This is a genomic window from Streptomyces sp. NPDC002788 (assembly GCF_053592115.1).
Genome location: NZ_JBSFVB010000021.1, coordinates 77,568 through 97,514, shown reverse-complemented (window position 1 = coordinate 97,514; position 19,947 = coordinate 77,568). Strand labels below are relative to the sequence as shown.

At 71.8% G+C, this 19,947-nt stretch carries 15 protein-coding genes and 1 pseudogene; 10 read left to right on the top strand and 6 right to left on the bottom strand.

Translation table 11 applies throughout. From position 1 onward, the window contains the following. Positions 1-4: 4 nt before the first annotated feature. Both ACWD1U_RS31860 and ACWD1U_RS31855 read right to left on the bottom strand, forming a co-directional pair. Positions 5-2,671, bottom strand: coding sequence for an ABC transporter permease subunit (locus ACWD1U_RS31860; protein WP_451112795.1), 2,667 nt, complete (start codon positions 2,669-2,671; stop codon positions 5-7). Continuing rightward, positions 2,671-3,147 (bottom strand): hypothetical protein, encoded by a 477-nt coding sequence (locus tag ACWD1U_RS31855; RefSeq protein ID WP_451112793.1) that lies wholly within the window; start codon positions 3,145-3,147, stop codon positions 2,671-2,673. Before ACWD1U_RS31855 ends, ACWD1U_RS31860 begins: the two co-directional genes overlap by 1 nt. A 144-nt stretch (positions 3,148-3,291) precedes the next feature. Between ACWD1U_RS31855 and ACWD1U_RS31850 the strand changes: the two genes are divergently transcribed. From ACWD1U_RS31850 to ACWD1U_RS31840, 3 genes are read left to right on the top strand one after another with little or no spacing between them, the layout of a single operon-like run. Continuing rightward, complete coding sequence (locus ACWD1U_RS31850) at positions 3,292-3,843, top strand: hypothetical protein (RefSeq protein ID WP_451112791.1); 552 nt, start codon at positions 3,292-3,294, stop codon at positions 3,841-3,843. Continuing rightward, complete coding sequence (locus tag ACWD1U_RS31845; RefSeq protein WP_451112789.1) at positions 3,818-5,104, top strand: ABC transporter substrate-binding protein; 1,287 nt, start codon at positions 3,818-3,820, stop codon at positions 5,102-5,104. Before ACWD1U_RS31850 ends, ACWD1U_RS31845 begins: the two co-directional genes overlap by 26 nt. 38 nt (positions 5,105-5,142) lie before the next feature. Next, positions 5,143-6,180 (top strand): helix-turn-helix transcriptional regulator, encoded by a 1,038-nt coding sequence (locus ACWD1U_RS31840; protein ID WP_451112787.1) that lies wholly within the window; start codon positions 5,143-5,145, stop codon positions 6,178-6,180. Here the strand turns inward: ACWD1U_RS31840 and ctaD are convergent. After that, a pseudogene (gene ctaD / locus ACWD1U_RS31835) lies at positions 6,179-7,750 on the bottom strand (aa3-type cytochrome oxidase subunit I); the annotation flags it as partial. The gene ACWD1U_RS31840 and the pseudogene ctaD overlap by 2 nt on opposite strands. 429 nt (positions 7,751-8,179) lie before the next feature. Here ctaD and ACWD1U_RS31830 point away from each other — a divergent pair. Then, the gene (locus ACWD1U_RS31830) at positions 8,180-8,395 is read left to right on the top strand and encodes an I78 family peptidase inhibitor (RefSeq protein ID WP_451112785.1); all 216 of its coding nucleotides are present in this window, start codon (positions 8,180-8,182) and stop codon (positions 8,393-8,395) included. Positions 8,396-8,476: 81 nt separating this feature from the next. Here the strand turns inward: ACWD1U_RS31830 and ACWD1U_RS31825 are convergent, their stop codons facing one another. Together ACWD1U_RS31825 and ACWD1U_RS31820 are read right to left on the bottom strand one after the other, a co-directional pair. Further along, positions 8,477-9,469, bottom strand: coding sequence for a phosphatase PAP2 family protein (locus tag ACWD1U_RS31825; RefSeq protein WP_451112783.1), 993 nt, complete (start codon positions 9,467-9,469; stop codon positions 8,477-8,479). Between the two features lie 227 nt (positions 9,470-9,696). Beyond that, positions 9,697-10,974: a mannosyltransferase family protein gene (locus ACWD1U_RS31820; RefSeq protein ID WP_451112781.1), complete on the bottom strand. Its 1,278-nt coding sequence runs from the start codon at positions 10,972-10,974 to the stop codon at positions 9,697-9,699. Between the two features lie 262 nt (positions 10,975-11,236). Between ACWD1U_RS31820 and ACWD1U_RS31815 the strand changes: the two genes are divergently transcribed. Together ACWD1U_RS31815 and ACWD1U_RS31810 are read left to right on the top strand one after the other, a co-directional pair. After that, positions 11,237-12,838: an MFS transporter gene (locus ACWD1U_RS31815; protein ID WP_451112779.1), complete on the top strand. Its 1,602-nt coding sequence runs from the start codon at positions 11,237-11,239 to the stop codon at positions 12,836-12,838. A gap of 310 nt (positions 12,839-13,148) precedes the next feature. Beyond that, a complete protein-coding gene (locus ACWD1U_RS31810) occupies positions 13,149-14,339 on the top strand; it encodes an acyl-CoA dehydrogenase family protein (protein ID WP_451112777.1) in 1,191 nt (396 codons plus the stop codon). A gap of 51 nt (positions 14,340-14,390) precedes the next feature. On the opposite strand, the gene ACWD1U_RS31805 is transcribed toward ACWD1U_RS31810, so the two are convergent. After that, positions 14,391-14,828, bottom strand: coding sequence for a cell division protein SepF (locus ACWD1U_RS31805; protein ID WP_451112776.1), 438 nt, complete (start codon positions 14,826-14,828; stop codon positions 14,391-14,393). A 290-nt stretch (positions 14,829-15,118) separates the two neighbouring features. Between ACWD1U_RS31805 and ACWD1U_RS31800 the strand changes: the two genes are divergently transcribed. From ACWD1U_RS31800 to ACWD1U_RS31785, 4 genes are all read left to right on the top strand, one after another. Then, the gene (locus tag ACWD1U_RS31800; RefSeq protein ID WP_451112774.1) at positions 15,119-16,309 is read left to right on the top strand and encodes a DUF5685 family protein; all 1,191 of its coding nucleotides are present in this window, start codon (positions 15,119-15,121) and stop codon (positions 16,307-16,309) included. 172 nt (positions 16,310-16,481) lie between these two features. Then, positions 16,482-17,135 (top strand): DUF1684 domain-containing protein, encoded by a 654-nt coding sequence (locus ACWD1U_RS31795; RefSeq protein WP_451112773.1) that lies wholly within the window; start codon positions 16,482-16,484, stop codon positions 17,133-17,135. A 184-nt stretch (positions 17,136-17,319) separates the two neighbouring features. After that, positions 17,320-18,225 carry a S1 family peptidase gene (locus ACWD1U_RS31790; protein ID WP_451112772.1) on the top strand — a complete coding sequence of 302 codons (906 nt, stop codon included), beginning with the start codon at positions 17,320-17,322 and terminating at the stop codon, positions 18,223-18,225. Between the two features lie 430 nt (positions 18,226-18,655). Beyond that, on the top strand, positions 18,656-19,738 hold the full coding sequence (locus ACWD1U_RS31785; protein WP_451112770.1) for a S1 family peptidase: 1,083 nt from the start codon (positions 18,656-18,658) through the stop codon (positions 19,736-19,738). Positions 19,739-19,947 lie beyond the last annotated feature (209 nt).

Below are 19,947 nucleotides of genomic sequence, written 5' to 3'. Positions count from 1 at the left end.
ACGCTCATCGGCCGGCCCCTGTTCCCGGGACGTCCAGGACGCGCCCGGGCGGACCCGAGGCGACGATCCGGCCCGCGGTCATCACGTGCACGACATCGGCGAGACCCGCGACCAGGTCCAGGTCGTGCTCCACGACCAGGAGGGCCGTGCCGTCGGCGGCCAAGGCCCTCAGAATCCGGGCCAGGGCGGTCACTTCGGCGGTGTCGAGGCCGGCGGCGGGCTCGTCGAGCAGCAGCACGCGGGGGCCGCCCGCGAGGACCCGGGCCAGTTCGACGCGGCGCAGGGCGCCCGTGGGCAGCCCGGCGGCGGGCAGTGCCCGCACCGGCCCGTCCAGCCCGAGCAGCCTGAGCGTCCGCTCCACGGCGGCCGGATCGGTCACCCGGCCCTGCTCGGCACCCACCCGGACGTTCTCGGCGACGGTCAGCGAGGGGAAGACGGCCAGCTGCTGGAAGGTCCGCGCGACACCCAGCCGGGTGCGGGCGTGGGCGGGCAGCGCGGTGATGTCCCGCCCGCCGAACCGCACGGTCCCGCGCGCCGGACGCAGTGTCCCGGCCAGACAGTGGAACAGGGTGCTCTTTCCGGCCCCGTTGGGCCCCACGACCGCGGTGACCCGCCCGGGGGAGAGGTCCAGGTCGACTCCGTCGAGGGCGGTGAACCCGCCGTAGTGGGCGTGCAGGCGGCGGGCGGTGAGCAGGGGAGAGGCAGGGACGGCCGGCGCGCGGGGCACCGGGGAGGCCGGGGGCGGGTCGCGGCGGGCAGCCGCACCCGTCGCCGTCGCCCCCGCCGGCACCGGTTCCCTCCGGGCCGCCCGCGACTCCGCCGGGTGCAGCCGCCCGCGGGCCAGGACACCCCACGGTGTCAAGGCCGGTGTGCGGCGCAGCCCCAGGTGTTCCGCCGCGGTGCTCAGGGCCTCGTTCGGGCCGCCGGGGAAGCGGCCCACGAGGACCGCCAGGACGCCGATCACGGCCGCCGCCACGCCGCCGCGCGTGCCCGCGTCCAGGCCGACCAGGAGGGCCGCGGCGGCCAGGGCGCCGAGGGTGCTGTCGGCGCCCAGGACCACGACCGCTGCGAACCACAGCAGGCCGCGCACCGGGTCGTAAGCGGCGGCGTCGAAGGCGCGCAGGCCCATGCCGAGCATGCCGCCGCCCAGCGCGGCGAGCCCGGCGCCCGAGACGAAGGCCAGCAGCTTCAGGGACGGCACCCGGACGCCGGCCGCCTGCGCGCCCGCCTCGTGGTCCCGCACGGCCGCGAGGGCCCGGCCCGTCCGCCCCCGGCGCAGCGCGTGCGTCGCCAGCAGCGCGACCGCCAGCAGGAGCAGCTCCAGCACGTAGTACGCCCGGTCCCCGTCGAAGCCGGCCGGACGGCCCAGCGACAGTCCCGCCGTGGCGTACGGCTGGGCGAAGACGAAGCGGCTCACCCCGACGCCGACCGCGAACGTCGCCAGCGCCAGCGCCATGCCCCGGCGGCCGATCGCCGGCCAGCCCGTCAGCAGGCCGAGCGGCGCCACCAGGACGACCGCCACCGCGAGGGCCGCCAGCTCCGGCAGGCGGGGCAGGCCCGGGAAGCGGCCCGCTGCCAGCAGCGCCGTGAACAGGGCGCCCAGACCCGCGTACGCCGCCTGCCCCAGCGAGATCTGGCCGCTTCGGCCGGTGACCACCACCAGGGACAGCAGGATCACGGCCAGCGCCGGCACCTGGACCGAGGTGTGCAGGTCCCGGCCCGCCAGGCCCAGCGGCAGCAGGAACAGCACGAGCACCACGATCCAGACGCCCGGCGGGGTCGGCACGCGCGCCGTGACCGTGGGCGGCAGCGCGTCCCGCTCCCCGGCACCCGGCAGCACCAGCGCCGCGACCAGCAGGGCGACGACGAACAGGTTCGTGCCGGCCGCCTGGAGCAGCGGCTCGCCCCAGCCCGAGGGGTGCAGCCGCGTCAGCTGGCTCTGCGCCACCCCGATGCCCAGGGCCACCACCACCGCGACCGGCAGGCTCCGCATCCGCGCGGCGACCGCGACGGCCACGACCTCCATCACCAGCAGCGACAGCCCGTACGGGTCGAGCCGTACGTACGGCGCCAGCAGCACACCCGTCAGCCCTGCCGTGAACGAGCCGAACGCCCAGCCCGCCGCCGCGACCCGGTCCGCGTCGATACCGCCCAGCACGGCGAGCCGCCGGTCGTCCACCACGGCCCGAAGCTCCCGCCCGAACCGCGTCCGGCGCACGACCGCCGTGACCCCGGCAGCCAGCACCAGCACCACCGCCAGCTGCCCCCACGGCTCGCCGGGCACCAGCTCCGGCGCGTCGTTCCGCGCCCCCTGCCCCCACAGCAGTGCCGCCCCGCCCACCAGCAGCACGAACACCCCGATGGACGCCACCAGCGTCTGCGCCGGATCGCCGCCGAGCACCGCCAGGGGCCGGAAGACGAACCGCTCCAGCACGACACCCAGCCCGGGCGCCAGGATTAGCAAGGTGACCGCGGCCCCGAGCCACAGCGGCCAGCCCCACTCGACCACGCACTGCCGCAGCACGTACGCGCACACCATCGCGATCGCGCCGTGCGCGAAGTTGAGCACCCCCGTCGCGCGGTACGTCACGATCAGGCCGATCCCGGTCAGCGCCGCCGCGCTGCCCACCGAGAGGCCGGCGAGCGTGAGGTCGTACGTCAGTGAGGACATCAGTCGGCTTCTTCGGCCGGCTCGCAGATCGGGCAGGGGCCCAGCTCCCCGCTCGCCACCAGCCCCGAGTCCACCGGGACCGCCTCCGCCTTCCCCGCGACCAGCGGGCAGTCCGCCCGGTGCCACAGCGTCCCGCCCGGCACCATGAGCAGCTCGCCGCTGACCGCGAGCGGCGCGAGCGCGGCCCGGCCGGTCTCCTCCGGCTCGGCCGGCCCGGCCGCCACCAGCAGGCCGTACAGCTCCTCCACGCGCGCGGCGGCGACAGAGCCGCGGCCGTGGGCCAGGAGCACCGCCCCGGCGATGATCAGCGCGGCGCCGGGAACCGTGCAGGAGGCCAGATAGGGCAGCTGCCGTTCTGCGTAGCGCTCGCCGGAGACTCCGTACCAGCCGACGACGCACAGCACCGCGCCGGCGGCCAGCACGGCCCAGCCGGCCCACAGGACGGGATGCACGGTCCGCAGTCGACTGGTCCGCATCACTGGCTCCCACACGTCGGAATCGCTGTGCACGCGCCTGGCTGCCTGGTCAAGTCCGCCGATCGCTTGCACTATGCCCTGTGGAAGCTGACCCTGAAAGCACCGGGCGCAGATGGCCCGGACCGACACCCGGTGGTGAGCCAGATGGTTCTCGGCAGCGACCTCAAGCGGGGGAACGCGACGGGGGGGCCACGCACCGCGGGACGGGGCACGGCGATCGCCGCGGCCCTGGCCCTGGTCCTCGCCCCGGCCCTGGCGGCCTGCGGCGACGACAGCGAATCCACGCCTCCCACACCGACCGCGGAGCGGACCACGAGCGCACCGGCCACCGCACCGGCGGACCGGGCCGCGGCGGAAGCGGAGATCAAGCAGAACTGGCAGAAGTTCTTCGACCCGAAGACCTCGACGCAGGACAAGCAGGCCGTCCTGGAGAACGGCGACCGCATGGGCCCGGTCCTCCAGGCCTTCAGCGGTGACGCGCGCGGCGGGCAGGTCCAGGCGAAGGTCACCAAGGTCGAGTTCACCTCGGCGACCGAGGCGGACGTGACGTACACGCTCACCCTGAAGGGCGCCACCGCCCTGCCGGACGCCTCCGGCAGCGCCGTCGAGCAGGGCGGTACCTGGAAGGTGTCCGCCAAGACGCTGTGCGCGCTGGTGCAACTGAGCGGCAATGCGTCACCGGTCCCGGGCTGCTGAGGCCTTGGCCGCGGTACTGCTGCTCGCCCTGAGCGCGGCCTGCGGCAGCCGGCTCCCGGAGAGTGACTTCGGGCCTGACGAGGGCACACCCGCGTCCCGCGACGCCGCACCCCTGCGAGTCGGCATCATCACCAGCGCCACCAGCCCGGTCGGCGGCAGCGCCTTCACCGGCCCGCGCGACGGCGCCAAGGCCTGGTTCGACCGGCTCAACGCGAGCGGGGGCATCGACGGCCGGAGTGTGGACGTGCGTCTGTGTGACGACGGGGGCAGCGGCGTCGGCAACAACGAGTGCGTGCACAAGCTCGTCGAGCAGGACGAGGTGGTCGCCCTGATCGCCACCACCGCACTGGACTACGCGGGCGCCTCCCGCGTCTCGCGCGCGCGCGTGCCCGACATCGGCGGTCAGCCCGTCGGCGCCGCCTACGACACCTACCCGCACCTCTACGGCATCTACGGCAGCCTCGCGCCCCGCGACGGCACCACCGGCTGGGACGGCAAGCTGTACGGCGGCACGGAGGTCTACCGCTACTTCAAACGCGAGCACGGCGCCCGCACCGCCGCCGTCGTCTCCTACAACCAGTCCGCCTCGGCCGCCTACGCCCGGCTCGTCGAACGGGGCCTGCGAGCCGAGGGCTACGAAGTCGTCACCGAGCAGGTCGACTTCGCCCTGCCCAACTTCCGCGCGGTCGCGGCCGACCTGAAGGAGCAGGGCGCCGACCTGGTGTTCGACACCATCGACGGGCACGGCAACGCCCGGCTGTGCCAGGCCATGGACGAGGTCGGCGCCGACGTCACCGCCAAGGTGACCAACGTGCAGAACTGGACGTCCACCGTCGCCGACGACTACAAGGACGCCCCGCGCTGCCGCAACGCCCTGTGGGCGACCGGCGCCAGCCGCAACTTCGAGGACACCGGCCACCCGGCCGTACGCGAGTTCCGCGAGGCGACCGAGGACCTGGGGACGCACGCGCAGTGGCAGCTGGAGGGCTGGGCGGCCGCGCGCTGGTTCACGGACGCGGCGAAGTCCTGCGCCAGGACGGGCATCACGCGTGCGTGCGTCGACACCTACATGAACCGCAGCCAGGGCTACACCGCCGGCGGACTGCTGCTGCCCGTGGAGTTCGCGCGGTCGGCCGAACCGCCGAAGACCAGGCGCACCTGCCTGTCGGTGGCCCGCTGGCAGGACGGGAGGGGCTGGGTGAGCCAGGGCGACATGAACCGCACCTGCTTCGACGTACCGCAACTGGCCTATACGCCTTGAGGACAGCAGCTGTCCGCAAGGCCTGGCAGACTCGCCCCATGTTGGAGACCTCGGCCCGCCTGCTGCGTCTGCTGTCCCTGCTCCAGGCCCACCGCGAGTGGGCCGGCGCCGACCTGGCGCAGCGGCTCGGCGTCAGCGCCCGCACCCTGCGCCGGGACGTGGACCGGCTGCGCGAGCTCGGCTACCCGGTCATCGCCAGCCCGGGCACCGGCGGCGGCTACCAGCTGGGCGCGGGCGCCGAACTGCCGCCGCTGCTCCTGGACGACGACGAGGCCGTCGCCGTGGCCGTCGGGCTGCGCACGGCCGCCGGACAGGGCATCGACGGCATCGGCGAGACCTCGGTGCGGGCCCTGGCCAAGCTGGAGCAGGTGCTGCCGAACCGGCTGCGCCGCCGCGTGGGCGCCCTCAACGCCTTCACCGTGCCGATGCTGCGCCCGCAGCCCTCCGCGGTCGATCCGGCCGTGCTCACCGAACTCGCCCACCTGTGCCGCGACGCCGAACGGCTGCGGTTCGAGTATCAGGGCCACGACGGCGCCCGGTCCCGCCGCACCGTCGAACCGCACCGCCTGGTGTGCAGCGAGCGCCGCTGGTACCTCGTCGCCTGGGACCTCGACCGTGAGGACTGGCGCACGTTCCGGGTCGACCGCATCACACCCAGGCCGCCGCACGGCCCGCGCTTCGTGCCGCGCGACCCGCCCGCCGAGGACCTGGCCGCCTACGTCTCCCAGGGCGTCTCCACGCGCGCGTACGCCACCCACGCCGTCGTGCGGCTCCTGGTGCCCCTGGCGGAGGCCGCGGAGCACATCTCGCCCTCCGCCGGGGTACTGGAGGCCGAGGGCCCGGACACCTGCCTGCTGCGCTGCGGCGCCGGCAGCCTCGATGTGATGGTCGTCCACGTGGTGCTGCTGGGCTTCGAGTTCGAGGTGCTGGAGCCGGACGGGCTGATCGAGACGATCAGGAGGACTCGCGACCGGCTTGATGCCGCTTTGGCTCGGGCTGCGCAGTCACCGCCGCGTACTGAGGATGGTGCAGGTCGAACGCCGGTGACTCGGAGCGGATCCGGGGCAGCGTCGTGAAGTTGTGCCTCGGCGGCGGGCACGAGGTCGCCCACTCCAGGGAGCGGCCGTAGCCCCAGGGGTCGTCGACCTCGACCTTCTCGCCGTACCTGGCCGTCTTCCACACGTTGTAGAGGAACGGCAGCGTCGACATGCCGAGCAGGAACGCGCCGATCGTCGACACCGTGTTGAGCGCGGTGAAACCGTCCGCCGCGAGATAGTCCGCGTACCGGCGGGGCATGCCCTCGGCGCCCAGCCAGTGCTGCACCAGGAACGTCGTGTGGAAGCCCACGAACAGCGTCCAGAACTGGATCTTCCCGAGCCGCTCGTCGAGCATCTTCCCGGTGAACTTCGGCCACCAGAAGTAGAAGCCGGCGAAGATCGCGAAGACGACCGTGCCGAAGACCACGTAGTGGAAGTGCGCGACCACGAAGTACGTGTCCGTCACGTGGAAGTCCAGCGGCGGCGACGCCAGGATCACCCCGGTCAGCCCGCCGAACAGGAACGTCACCAGGAAGCCCGTCGCCCACAGCATCGGCGTCTCGAAGGACAGCGAGCCCTTGAGCATGGTGCCGGTCCAGTTGAAGAACTTCACGCCCGTCGGCACCGCGATCAGGAAGCTCATGAAGGAGAAGAACGGCAGCAGCACCGCGCCCGTGGCGAACATGTGGTGCGCCCACACGATCATGGAGAGGCCGGTGATGGCCATCGTCGCCCCGACCAGCGTCAGATAGCCGAACATCGGCTTGCGGCTGAAGACCGGGATGATCTCCGTGATGATGCCGAAGAACGGCAGCGCGATGATGTACACCTCGGGATGGCCGAAGAACCAGAACAGGTGCTGCCACAGGATCGCCCCGCCGTTGGCCGCGTCGAAGACCTGCGAGCCGAACCGCCGGTCCGCCTCCAGCACCAGCAGTGCCGCCGCCAGCACCGGGAACGCCATCAGGATCAGGATCGACGTGAACAGCGTGTTCCACACGAAGATCGGCATCCGGAACATCGTCATGCCGGGGGCGCGCATCCCGATGATGGTGGTGACGAAGTTGACCGCGCCGAGGATCGTGCCGAAGCCCGACAGCGCGAGCCCCATGATCCACAGATCGGCTCCGACCCCCGGCGTGCGCTCCGCGCTGTTGAGGGGGGCGTAGGCGAACCAGCCGAAGTCGGCCGGCCCGGTGGGCACCAGCAGCGAGCCGAGCACGATCAGCCCGCCGAACAGGAACAGCCAGTACGAGAACATGTTCAGCCGCGGGAAGGCGACGTCGGGGGCCCCGATCTGCAACGGCATCAGCTCGTTGGCGAAGCCGGCGAAGGTCGGGGTCGCGAACAGCAGCAGCATGATCGTGCCGTGCAGCGTGAACGCCTGGTTGAACTGCTCGTTGTCGATGATCTGCAGCCCGGGGCGGGCCAGTTCGGCGCGCATCAGCAGCGCCATCACACCGGCGACCAGGAAGAAGACGAACGACGTGATCAGGTAGAGGTGGCCGATCTTCTTGTGGTCGGTCGTCGTCAGCCAGTCGACCACCACCCGCCCGTGCCGCTTCCTCGGTTCGGGCCGTTCCGTCGCCCGCACGGTCTGCGTCACCATCGCTCGCTCGCCCCTTCGCTCATCGCGTACCGGGCCCGCCGATGCCCGCGCCACACGTCCTCGCGAGCTCACGCCATGATGCTCGCGTCACGTGTGCCCGGACAGGGGGCGTACCGGCCTCACCGGGCCGAATCCCTGCATTTCCCGTACGGCGCCGGCTCCGCCGGACCGGCCCGGCGCCGGAATGCAAAGGAGCCCCGGGAGCACTTCACCCGGCGTTTTCCACCGGGCATTTCCATGAGCTCACGCGACACGCGGGAATTGCGCCCGAATGCCTGCGGAAGGCGTACGGAACCGCTCGTCCGTGTGACGGGCATCCCGCGAAACGCCTGTCGTGATCTTGTGACAGAAGCGTGACCGGACGCGGACGGTGACGAGGGCGCAGGGCAAGGACTTCCGCGGCCGCCGGGCAGGACATAGCGTGGCGGCATGGCACCGATTCCGACACCTTCCGCGGAACCCGACGACAGCCCCGACACCTATGTCGGCCTGGAGGCCGACCGGGCCGAACACCTCGCGCGCGAGCGCGGCTGGCCGACGGTGCGCTCGCTGCCGCCGGGGGCGATCATCACGATGGAGTACCGCGTGGGCCGGCTGAACTTCGAGGTGAAGGGCGGCCGGGTGGCCCGGGCCTGGAAGGGCTGAGACAGGCCGACGGCCCCGGTTCCGCTCCGGAACCGGGGCCGTCGCCGTGGGTGTGCGCACCGGGCCCATCGTCCGCGGTGGTCAGCCGCCCGCCAGTGGGCGGGCCGAGGAGGCCGAGCCGCGGGGGTGGCGCTCCGGGTGCTGAGGGCGGCGGCTGCCGGCCGGGGTGGTCGGTGAGCGCTCCGAGCGGGCCGTGTGCGGGCCCGGCGCCAGGTAGACCGGTGCCCGGGACGAGCGGGCCGCGACACCCTCCCGGTCGGCGGGCAGCGGCGAGACCACCGGGGGAGGCGCGCCGACCGGGACGGCCGAGGTGCGGCGGTGGTTCCGCAAGCGGTCCCGCAGATCGAAGATCCTGGCCTCGGCGCGAGTGATCAGCGGCTCGAACCACGGCAGGGCGAGCAGGATCAGCAGGCCCGCGGTCCAGCCGAGGAGCACGTCGCTCAACCAGTGCGTACCGAGGTAGACGGTGGCCATCCCGACACCGAGCGAGGTCACCGCGGACACGGCGGACAGCCAGCGGCGCGCTCTCGGGGTTGAGGCCAGATAGGCCAGGATTCCCCAGGTCACCACGGCGTTGGCGGTGTGACCGCTCGGAAATATATCGCCGCCGCGCCACATCTCGTTCGAGCCGATCACGGTCGCGTAGTGCGGGCCCAGGCGCCCCATCCCGTACTTGGCGGCGCCGACCGTGACGTTCAGCAGCATCAGCGAGACGCCGAGGGCGAGCAGCGGACGCAGGGTGTGCTGCCGCCAGGATCGCCAGCCCAGCCAGGCCGCGACCATCACGGCGGTGGGGCCGCGCTGGCCGAGGACCACGTAGTAGTCGACGAACCAGTGGATCCCCGACCACTGCTGGTACGGCCGGAAGAACATGACCTGCCAGTCGAGCCGCACCAGCCAGGACGTGATCACCACGGCCCACACGATCGCGCCGTAGAAGGCCAGGGTCGCCGCGAAGAGCACGACGCGGTGCCTGCTCATCTTCGGCACATCGATGTGGGCCGGTCGTTCCGGCTCACGGTCCAGCCGGGCGAACACCCGGTCCAGACGGGTGAGCTTCGGTTCGGTACGCACCCAATCGACGTTACAGCGAGTGAGCTCAGATCCCGGTCGAATCAACGGCTTTGTGATGACGATGTGATGTGGGATTCCTCTCAGGAGGAGGTTTATTTCCAGCGAATCTGCAATCGTCTGGCGCTGCGGCCTTCAATTCCTTTGATCATTCTGGGCCCGGGTTTTATCCCGCTTTTGAATTCGTTCACCGGGGCATGGTGCGGAATTCTCCCCGTGCTCACAGCGGGTCAGGGCGGACCGGAACCGTTCAGCCAGAACGCCCCGTACACCGCCGAGGCCACCGCCACGGACCCGAGGACCACTGCTGACCTGCGCGTACGCAGTTTCGCCAGGCCCAGAGCGAGGGGCAGCAGCAGGGGGAACGCGGGCAGCAGCAGGCGCGGTTTCGAGCCGAAGTAGCTCGACGCGCACAGGGCCAGGGCGGTCACGACGCCGGTGTAGACCAGCACTGGCAGCGGCTGGCGCTGACGTACGCCGACCGTATACAGCCAGACGACTGACGCGACCCCGAGGATCAGCCCCACGCCCGCCAGGGCCGACGGGATCGACGCGAACTTCTCGGCGACGAACCGGGCGAAGGCGTAACCGCCGTCGAAGCCGTTGCGCCAGCCGGCCTGCACGTCGAGATAGCCGAGCGGACCCTTGCCGGTGTGGTGGCCGACCCACAGTACGTAGCCGGCGGTCCCGAGGGGGGCGAGGAGCATGCCGAGGACGCGGTGAACCCGGAGGGCCGGACGACGCGGGGCGCGCAGGGCGCCCGGCGTGCCGCTCGCCGGCGGGAGGCGCGGGGTGTCTTCACAGGCGGGCCAGGTCGAGCCGGAGGCGCGGGTCGCGCTGTGCGCGCCCCCCGCATCGACGGCGCGCCTGTCCCGCACGAACGAGGCCGCGGCCGCCACCCACACCGCCGCCACCACCGCCACCCCCACGGGACGGGTCAGCCCCGCCAGCAGGGCCAGCGTCCCCGCCGTCACCCAGCGGCCGGTCAGGACCGCGTAGAGCGACCACGCGGCGAGAGCCGTGAACAGGGACTCGCTGTACGCCATCGACTGCACGATCCCCACCGGCAGGACGGCCCACAGCAGCACCGCGCACACCCCGGCCCGGCGGCCGTGCACCAGGTCCGCCACCGCGAAGATTCCCCACGCGGCGGCCACGGACGCGACCAGGCTGACGAGGAAGCCGCCGTCCGCGCCCGACAGCGGGGACACCGCCGCCACCAGCCGCTCCAGCCACGGCAGCAGCGGGAAGAACGCCAGGTCGGAGTGCACGTCCCCGTTCGCCAGGCGCACCTCGTAGCCGTAACCGGACTCCGCGACCCTGACGTACCAGAGCGCGTCCCAGCGGGCGGTCAGCAGCGTGTACGCGCTCTTGTCCCGCGCCGCGCTCCACAGGAACAGGGTGAGCAGACCCAGGGCGCGGACGGCCGCGTACCCGAGGAGCGCCGGGGCCGCCCGGCGCGGCACCCCGGCGCGGGGCGGGGCCGCGCGCGTCTCAAGATCGGTCACGGGCCCGATTATCGACCCGGCCGGGAACCGGCCGGTCGGCCGGGGCGTGCTCGACGGAGAGGGGAGTGGCGTACGCCACACCTTTCGGCCGGACGGGTGAGAGGCCCGCCACTGGCCTCCGGCGGGGACTCGCGTACGCTGACGTGTCACTCGCTTTTCGTTTGCGCGGGCCGGAGACCACCGCTCCTCTCCGGCCGAGTCGCGGGGGCGTCCCCCACTCCGTGAGCCCGCCGATCGCGAGGAACATCTGGGAGGTACGTACATGTCCGGGACGACCACGGCCGCCGCTGCGCTGCGCCGTCGGGCGGCCGGGGCCGGTGCCAACCGCTGGGTGGTTCTGGTCGTCCTCTGCGTCAGCCTGCTGCTGGTCGCCGTCGACGCCACCGTGCTGCACGTGGCGGTCCCCGCCGTCACCGAGGACCTCATGCCCGGCGGGATGGAGCTGCTCTGGATCGTCGACGTCTACCCGCTGGTCTGCGCCTCACTGCTGATCCTTTTCGGCACGCTGGGTGACCGCGTCGGCCGCAGAAGGGTCCTGCTCCTCGGGTACGCGCTGTTCGGCGTGGCCTCCGGCCTCGCGGCCCTCGCCGACAACGCCCAGGTGCTGATCGTGGCGCGGGCGCTGCTCGGCGTGGGCGGCGCGATGATCATGCCGGCCACCCTCTCGATCCTGCGGCAGGTCTTCCCCGACCGGCGCGAGCGGGCGCTCGCGATCGGCGTCTGGAGCGCTGTGGCCGCGGTGGGCGCCGCGGTCGGGCCGCTGCTCGGCGGCTTTCTGCTGGAGCACTTCTGGTGGGGTTCGGTCTTCCTCGTCAACATTCCGTTGATGCTGGTCAGCCTCCCGGTGGGGCGGTGGCTGCTGCCCGAGTCGAAGGGCGACGGCGACGGGCCCTGGGACGTGGTCGGCGCGCTGATGGCGGCGGTCGGGCTGTTCGGCGTGGTACTGGGCGTCAAGCGGCTCGGGAGCGGGGAGTCGGTGGGGGGCCTGCTCACCGTGCTGCCGCTGGTGGTGGGCGCGGCGCTGCTCGTCGCCTTCGTGCGGCGGCAGCGGCGGCGGACGCATCCGCTGGTGGACCTCAGGATGTTCGCCCGGCCGGCGTTCAGCACATCCGTCGGGTGCATCGTGCTGGCGATGCTGGCGCTGGTGGGCCTCGAGCTGATCGCTGCGCAGTATCTGCAGCTGGTGCTCGGGCTGTCGCCGCTGGAGACCGGGCTGCGGCTGCTGCCGCTGACCTTCGCGGCCATGGCGGCCGGGCTGGCCGGGGCACGGATGCTGCGGCGGTTCGGGCCGCGGCGCATGGTGTGCTTCGGGTTCTGCCTGACCGCGTTCGCGGTGGTGCTGCTGACGGCGCTGGGCCGGACCGACGACTGCGCGCTGATGCTGAGCGGCTTCGTGCTGCTGGGCTTCGGACTGGAGACGACGCTGTTCGGGGCGTACGAGTCGATGCTGAGCGAGGCGCCGCAGGAGCAGGCCGGTGGCGCGGCGGCGATCGGGGAGACGTCGTACCAGTTGGGGGCGGGCATCGGGATCGCGCTGCTCGGCACGGTGATGAACGCGGCGTACGCGCCCGGGCTGTCGGGCGTGCCCGGAGTGCCGGAGTCGGCTTCCTCCTCGGCGGGGCATTCGCTGGGGGAGGCGTACGAGGTCGCCGCGCGGCTGGGCGGCTCCGCGGGTGCCGCTCTGCGGCATGCGGCCCGGGACGCTTTCGTGCACGGGCTGCATGTGACGTTGCTGGTGAGTGCGGCGTTGTTGCTGCTCGGGGCGGCGATGGCGTTGCGGTTGCCGCGGGTGATGCAGTGCGAGTCGGGGCCGGTGGAGCTCCCCGCCCCGAGGGACGCCGCGGAGTCGCGCGTCTCGGTGTGACGCGTCCCTCCACGCACCACCCGTGACCGCCGACCGCGGGGTGGTCGCCCGTGGGGGCGGGGCGCCGTCGGCGGCTTCGGAGCCTCGGGGCCCTGTGCGGCGCAGCGTGCGTCCTGGAACCCGCGGCATTCACCGTCCTGCAGGCCGCCGCGACCGCAGACCGCAGATCCCCACCCTCCGCGAACCCGCAGGGCGCGGTCCCCCCGTGCGAGCCGTCTGCGTCCGCGCCCGTCCAGTGGTGCGTGGGTGGGCCGAGGCCGTAGCGTCTTGGCCAGCGGTGCTGGTTGAAGAGTCTCGGAGGGTGTCGATCATGTCCGGTCCGTCCAAGCTGCCTCCCTTCGATCCCGCCGATCCCCTCGGCCTGGACGACCTGCTGGAGCCGGAGGACCTAGGGATCAGGGACACCGTGCGGTCCTGGGCCGCGAACCGGGTGCTGCCGTACGTCGCGGAGTGGTACGAGAAGGGCGAGCTGCCGGAGATCCGGGAACTCGCCCGGGAGCTCGGGGGGATCGGTGCCCTCGGAATGTCCCTGGACGGGTACGGGTGCGCCGGTGCGAGCGCCGTGCAGTACGGGCTCGCCTGCCTGGAGCTGGAGGCCGCCGACTCCGGCATCCGGTCGCTCGTCTCGGTACAGGGCTCCCTCGCCATGTACGCCCTGCACCGGTTCGGTAGCGAGGAGCAGAAGCAGCGGTGGCTGCCCCGGATGGCCGCCGGCGAGGTCATCGGCTGCTTCGGGCTCACCGAGCCGGACCACGGATCCGACCCCGCCTCCATGCGGACGTACGCCAAGCGGGACGGCTCCGACTGGATCCTCAACGGCCGCAAGATGTGGATCACCAACGGATCGGTCGCCGGGGTCGCCGTCGTCTGGGCGCAGACCGAGGAGGGGACCCGCGGGTTCGCGGTACCTGCAGACAGCCGTGGGTTCTCCGCCCCCGAGATCAGGCACAAGTGGTCCCTGCGCGCCTCCGTCACCAGCGAGCTCGTCCTGGACGACGTACGACTGCCCGCCGACGCCGTCCTTCCTGAGGTCACCGGCCTGCGCGGACCGCTCAGTTGTCTTTCCCACGCCCGGTACGGGATCGTCTGGGGCGCCATGGGCGCGGCCCGCAGTTGTTTCGAGGCCGCGGTCGACTACGCGAAGTCGCGGGAACAGTTCGGGCGGCCCATCGGCGGCTTCCAACTCACCCAGGCCAAGCTCGCCGACATGGCGGTCGAACTGCACAAGGGGATTCTGCTCGCTCATCATCTGGGGCGGCGGATGGATGCCGGCCGCCTGCGTCCCGAGCAGGTCAGCTTCGGCAAGCTCAACAATGTGAGGGAGGCGATCGAGATCTGCCGCACGGCCCGCACGATTCTCGGGGCCAACGGGATCTCGCTCGAATACCCCGTGATGCGGCACGCGACCAACCTCGAGTCGGTGCTCACCTACGAGGGCACCGTCGAGATGCACCAGCTCGTGCTGGGCAAGGCGCTCACCGGACTCGACGCCTTCCGGTAGGCCTGTCCGGTCACACCCCGCGCGGGGGCGGGGCCGGTGAGCGGCCCTGCCCTAGCTCTGGTTGAAGAAGCCGTCCGTGCGGTGCGCGGCCGGGTCGCCGTTCACGATCTCCGTGTTGGCGGGGGTCAGCAGGAACACCCGGGTCGACACTCTCTCGATCGAACCGCGCAGGCCGAAGATCAGCCCGGCCGCGAAGTCGACCACGCGCTTGGCGTCGGCGGCATCCATGGCCGTGAGGTTCATGATGACCGGCACGCCATCGCGGAACAGCTCGCCGATGGTGCGGGCGTCCCGGAAGCTGTCCGGGGTCACCGTGCCGATGCGGCGGCCCTTCTCCTCGGCGACGTCCGAGGCCACCTTGACGCGCGGATCGGTGACCCAGGCCTCCCCGGGCTCGCTCCCGTCTGAGTAGTCGTCGTCGTAGTAACGCTCGTCTTCGTTGTCGTCGACGAGGCCAAGCCAGGCACTTGCCTTGCGTACCGATCCCATGGACGCCTCCTCTCACAGCGGTCTTTCTGCTTTCCGCATCCCTATGGTCGTCCATGATGCGGATGGCGCGCCAAGTGGATAGACGCCGCGCGGGGGGTTTGTGACGGTACTGGTGCACAGCGAATCCGTCGAGAGTCCTTGTGTCCCAAGGGTCGTTTCTCAAACGGCTGCTGACTGTGAGTGAAATATGATTCTTCTCGGCGTACGGGTGACGGCCGGGGCGTACGGGTGAATGCGGGGGTCGATACGATGCCGCAGCTCAGCGTCGTCACGAACCTCGGGGGAACGTCGTGTTCGGAATCGTCAGGCCTTGCCGGCACCGGCTCGGGGAGAAGCTCGCGGGCCAGTGGATGGCGCATTTGTGCGGACTGTGTCTCGCACTCCGCGGCGACCACGGACAGTTCGCCCGCATAGTGACGAACTATGACGGGCTTCTCATATCGGTTTTGACGGAGGCTCAGGCCGAAGCCGGCGGATCCGAGCGGCGTACGGCCGGCCCGTGCCCGCTGCGCGGCATGCGCACCGCCTCCGTCGCGCACGGTGAGGGAGCCCGGCTCGCGGCGGCCGTATCTCTGGTGCTGGCTTCGGCGAAGGTGCGCGACCACGTCAGCGACGGTGACGGACTGCTGGCTCGCCGGCCGGTGGCGCGGGCCGCTCGCCGGGTCGCCGCGAGCTGGGAGGCGGCCGGTGCCCGTACCGGCACGGCCGTGGGGTTCGACACCGCCCTCCTGGTCGACTCCGTGGACCGGCAGACCGGCATCGAGGCGCTCGCCGGACCCGGGACACCGATCCTGACGGTCACCGAACCGACCGAGACCGCCACCGCCGCGGCCTTCGCGCACACCGCGGTCCTCGCCGGCCGGCCGCACAACGCCGCGCCGCTCGCCGAGGCCGGACGGCTCTTCGGGCGGCTGGCGCATCTGCTGGACGCCGTGGAGGACCGGCACGCTGACGCCGCGTCAGGCGCCTGGAACCCGATCGCCGCGACCGGCACCTCCCTCACCAAGGCCCGGCGGCTCGCCGACGACGCGGTACACGGCATCCGGCTGGCGTTGCGGGAGGTGGATTTCACCGACGGGCGGCTGGTGCACCGGCTCCTCGTGCACGAGCTGCGCACCTCCGTCGACCGTGCCTTCGGCGCGACCACCTGCGCCCACACCACGGGTATGGAGGTGGCCGGTCCCTACGCGCCGCCCGGTACGGGCGCCCCGGGCCGTCCCGGCGCTCCGCAGCCGCCCGAGCCGCCGCGCGGCAACCGGCGCGGACTGCTCACCGGGTGTGCGGTGTGGCTCGGCCTCGCCTGTACGTGCCAGATGTGCTGCGGCACGTATCAGGACCCGTGGACGGGGCAGCGCAAGGAAGGGCAGTGCAGCAACTGCGACTGCAGCGGATGCGGGGACTGCTGCAGTTGCTGTGACTGCTGCAGCAACTGCTGCGACACCTGCGGATGCGACGGCTGCGACTGCGGCTGCGACTGCTGAGACACCGTCAGGCAGGCCGGGCGGGCACAGCGCAAGGACCCCTGAGGGCCGCTCGCGTTCATCGGTACGCTCCCCAGCACCTGAACGGCCTGGGGGCACCCCCAGGCTCGAGGACTATCCGGACGGTCGACTTCCGGACATCCCCGGGCCCTGGCGGGGCGACGGTGACGCGGTGGTGCTGATCGCCGCCGAAACGGACGGTCTCAGCGCGGGCGGGCAGCCCTTCACCGGTGAGGTGCGGCTCGGGGCCGACCCGGGACCGGCCGGCGGGGCGCGCGTGCAGTACGGCGAGCGACGGCCGGTTGTGCTGGTGCGCGAGGGGGTGTGGGGCGTGCAGGGCTACGCCCCGGAGGCCTCCACGCGCCGGCCGTTCGCGGTCTGCGCGTCACGCCGTACGACCCGCGCTGGGCGGTGTCGGGGCGCTTCATGCCGTACGGTCCGGGCGGCCGCACCGTTCGGGTGCCGAACGCCGACGGGCGGGAGCGGGGGGCTCGAACTCGGCGGGGAGCCGGCCATCGAGCCGGACGGGCAGGAACTGAACCTTCAGGTGACGGTCCAGCAGGAACGGCTCTCCGTGGACCGCGTCCGCCTACGCCGCCAGCGGGACGGCGGTTACCGCTTCCGCTTCCGCTTCCTGCGGCCCGGCGCGCCGGAAGCCGAGGGGCGTAAGGCGGTCGACTTCAACCGGGCGATGCTGCCGCCGTGCGCCGTCGCCGGCCACTTTGTCTGCCTCTGCCCGCCGACCGGGGAACACGCTCGATGGTCGCCATTGCCGCGCGGGAGGGGGCGCTGCTGTGACTGGCGCGCCGTGTGGGGCAGGTCGTAAAGATCGTTCAAAGGTTGACGGCCGAAAGGCACCCTTGCGCCGACCGGCCGTTCGGCCGAATACTCCCCCTCAGCGCTTGTCAGGGGCACGGCGTGTTCGGAATCCGGACAGCCGGTCCCAGGCTGCGCCTCACGGGCCCGAGACCCCACGAGGGCCCCCGACTTCCTTTGTGGAGGAACGAAAAGTGAGGATCAAGCGCACCACCCCCCGCAGCGGCATCTCGAGACGGACCCGGCTGATCGCCGTCTCCACCGGCCTCGTTGCCGCCGCTGCGATCGCGATCCCCAGCGCGAACGCGTCCGACACCCCCAGCGCCTTCAGTGCCGCCGAGCTCAAGAGCGCCAGCGGCTCCATACTCAAGGCCGACATCCCGGGCACGGCCTGGGCTGTCGACAGCAAGACCAACCGGGTGCTCGTCACCGTCGACAGCACGGTCACCCAGGCTGAGATCGCGAAGATCAAGCAGCAGGCCGGCGGGAACGCCGACGCGCTCACGATCAAGCGCACCCCCGGCAAGTTCAACAAGCTCATCCAGGGCGGCGACGCCATCTATGCGAGTAGCTGGCGCTGCTCCCTCGGCTTCAACGTCCGAAACAGCAGCGGGCAGCAGTTCTTCCTGACCGCCGGCCACTGCACCGACGGTGCGGGCACCTGGTACTCCAACTCCGGCCGCACCACGGTCATCGGCTCGACCACCGGCTCCAGCTTCCCGGGCAACGACTACGGCATCGTCCGGTACTCGGGTTCCGTCAGCCGGCCCGGCACCGCGAACGGCGTGGACATCACGCGCGCGGCCACGCCCAGCGTGGGCACCACCGTCATCCGTGACGGTTCCACGACCGGTACGCACAGCGGCCGGGTCACCGCCCTCAACGCCACCGTCAACTACGGCGGCGGTGACATCGTCTCCGGCCTGATCCAGACCACCGTCTGCGCCGAGCCGGGCGACTCCGGCGGCCCGCTCTACGGCAGCAACGGCACGGCGTACGGTCTGACCTCCGGCGGCAGCGGCAACTGCTCCTCCGGCGGTACGACGTTCTTCCAGCCCGTCACGGAGGCCCTGAGCGCCTACGGCGTCAGCGTGTACTAGTCCCTGCCGGGCAGTAGTTCGCAGCGTTTCGAGCCCCCGCACGCACTGCGTGCGGGGGCTTTCCCTTTGCGGTGGTATGGGGTTTTTGGTGAAGGTTTCCGTGGAGATGAAGTGATGGCCCATCAATTCACTTTTCGCCCCACGGGTTGCGGTTGATGGCATGGTCGGGTTTCGGCCCTGGCCGGACCTCATAGAGTGCGCACACATTACTCACCCGTAATGTTTGCAGTGTGAACGGGCGTTGGTTGGGCCCGATTTGACCGTGTGCGGTCAAAATGAGGGGCGCGCACGGCGTCATCTACGCGCGTCCTGAACTCGACCTTGTGTGCTCCCTGTTGTCCTCGGAATAGTGGGCGCTCGTCAACGAAGCCTTCCGGTCTGCCGAGGTCCCCACAACCTCTCGGACCGACCCCCCACAGGAGGACAGAAGTTGAAGCACCGACGCATACCCAAGCGGCGTGCAGCCGTGGCAGGTGCGGGCATCGCCGCGCTGGTCGCCGCGGGAGTGACGTTCCAGACCGCGAACGCCAGTGAGACCCCTGAGGCGTCCGCACCCCGGACCCTGTCGGTCACGGCGGCCGGAAAGCTCGCCTCGACGCTCGCGGAGGACCTGGGCACCGACGCTGCGGGGACGTACTACGACACGAAGGCCGGGAGCCTCGTGGTGAACGTGCTCGACGAGGACGCCGCGCAGGCCGTCGAGAAGGCCGGCGCCAAGGCGAGAATCGTGGCGAACTCCCTCGCCGAGCTGAAGAGCGCCCGCAGCACGCTGAAGCAGGACGCGACGATCCCGGGCACCTCCTGGGTGACCGACCCGACGACGAACAAGGTCGTCGTGACCGCCGACCGTACGGTCTCCCGGGCCGAGTGGGCGAAGCTGACGAAGGTGGTCGACGGACTCGGGGCGAAGGCCGAACTGAAGCGGACGAAGGGGGAGTACAAGCCCTTCATCGCCGGTGGCGACGCGATCACCGGTGGCAGTGGCCGCTGCTCGCTGGGCTTCAACGTGGTCAAGGGCGGCGAGCCGTTCTTCCTGACCGCCGGGCACTGCACCGAGGGCATCTCCACCTGGTCGGACTCCAGCGGCAAGGAGATCGGCACCAACGCGGACTCCAGTTTCCCGGGCGACGACTACGGGCTGGTCAAGTACACCGCCGAGGTGGCTCACCCGAGTGAGGTGAACCTCTACAACGGCTCCACGCAGAAGATCACGGGTGCCGCCGAGGCGACCGTCGGCATGGAGGTCACGCGCAGCGGGTCCACGACCCAGGTGCACGACGGGAAGGTCACGGGGCTGGACGCCACCGTGAACTACGGCAACGGCGACATCGTGAACGGGCTGGTCCAGACCGACGTGTGCGCGGAGCCGGGTGACAGTGGCGGCGCGCTGTTCTCCGGAAGCAGCGCGATCGGGCTCACGTCCGGCGGCAGTGGTGACTGCACCTCGGGCGGGGAGACGTTCTTCCAGCCGGTGACGGAGGCGCTGTCCGCCACGGGGACGCAGATCGGCTGATCCCCGGGTTCATGAACATGGCCCCGTCCCTCCGTGTGAGGGGCGGGGCTTTCGCGTGTGCCGTCGGGGGTGGGGTGCGCGGTGCGCCCTCTCGCCGGGTGTGGGGCGGGGCCGCGCCGCGCAGGAGGCGATGAACAGCAGCTGGAGCGCGAGCACGCCCAGGATGAGCAGGGTGGCCCGGGGTGGCGGCGTCTTTCACCTCGGCGGCG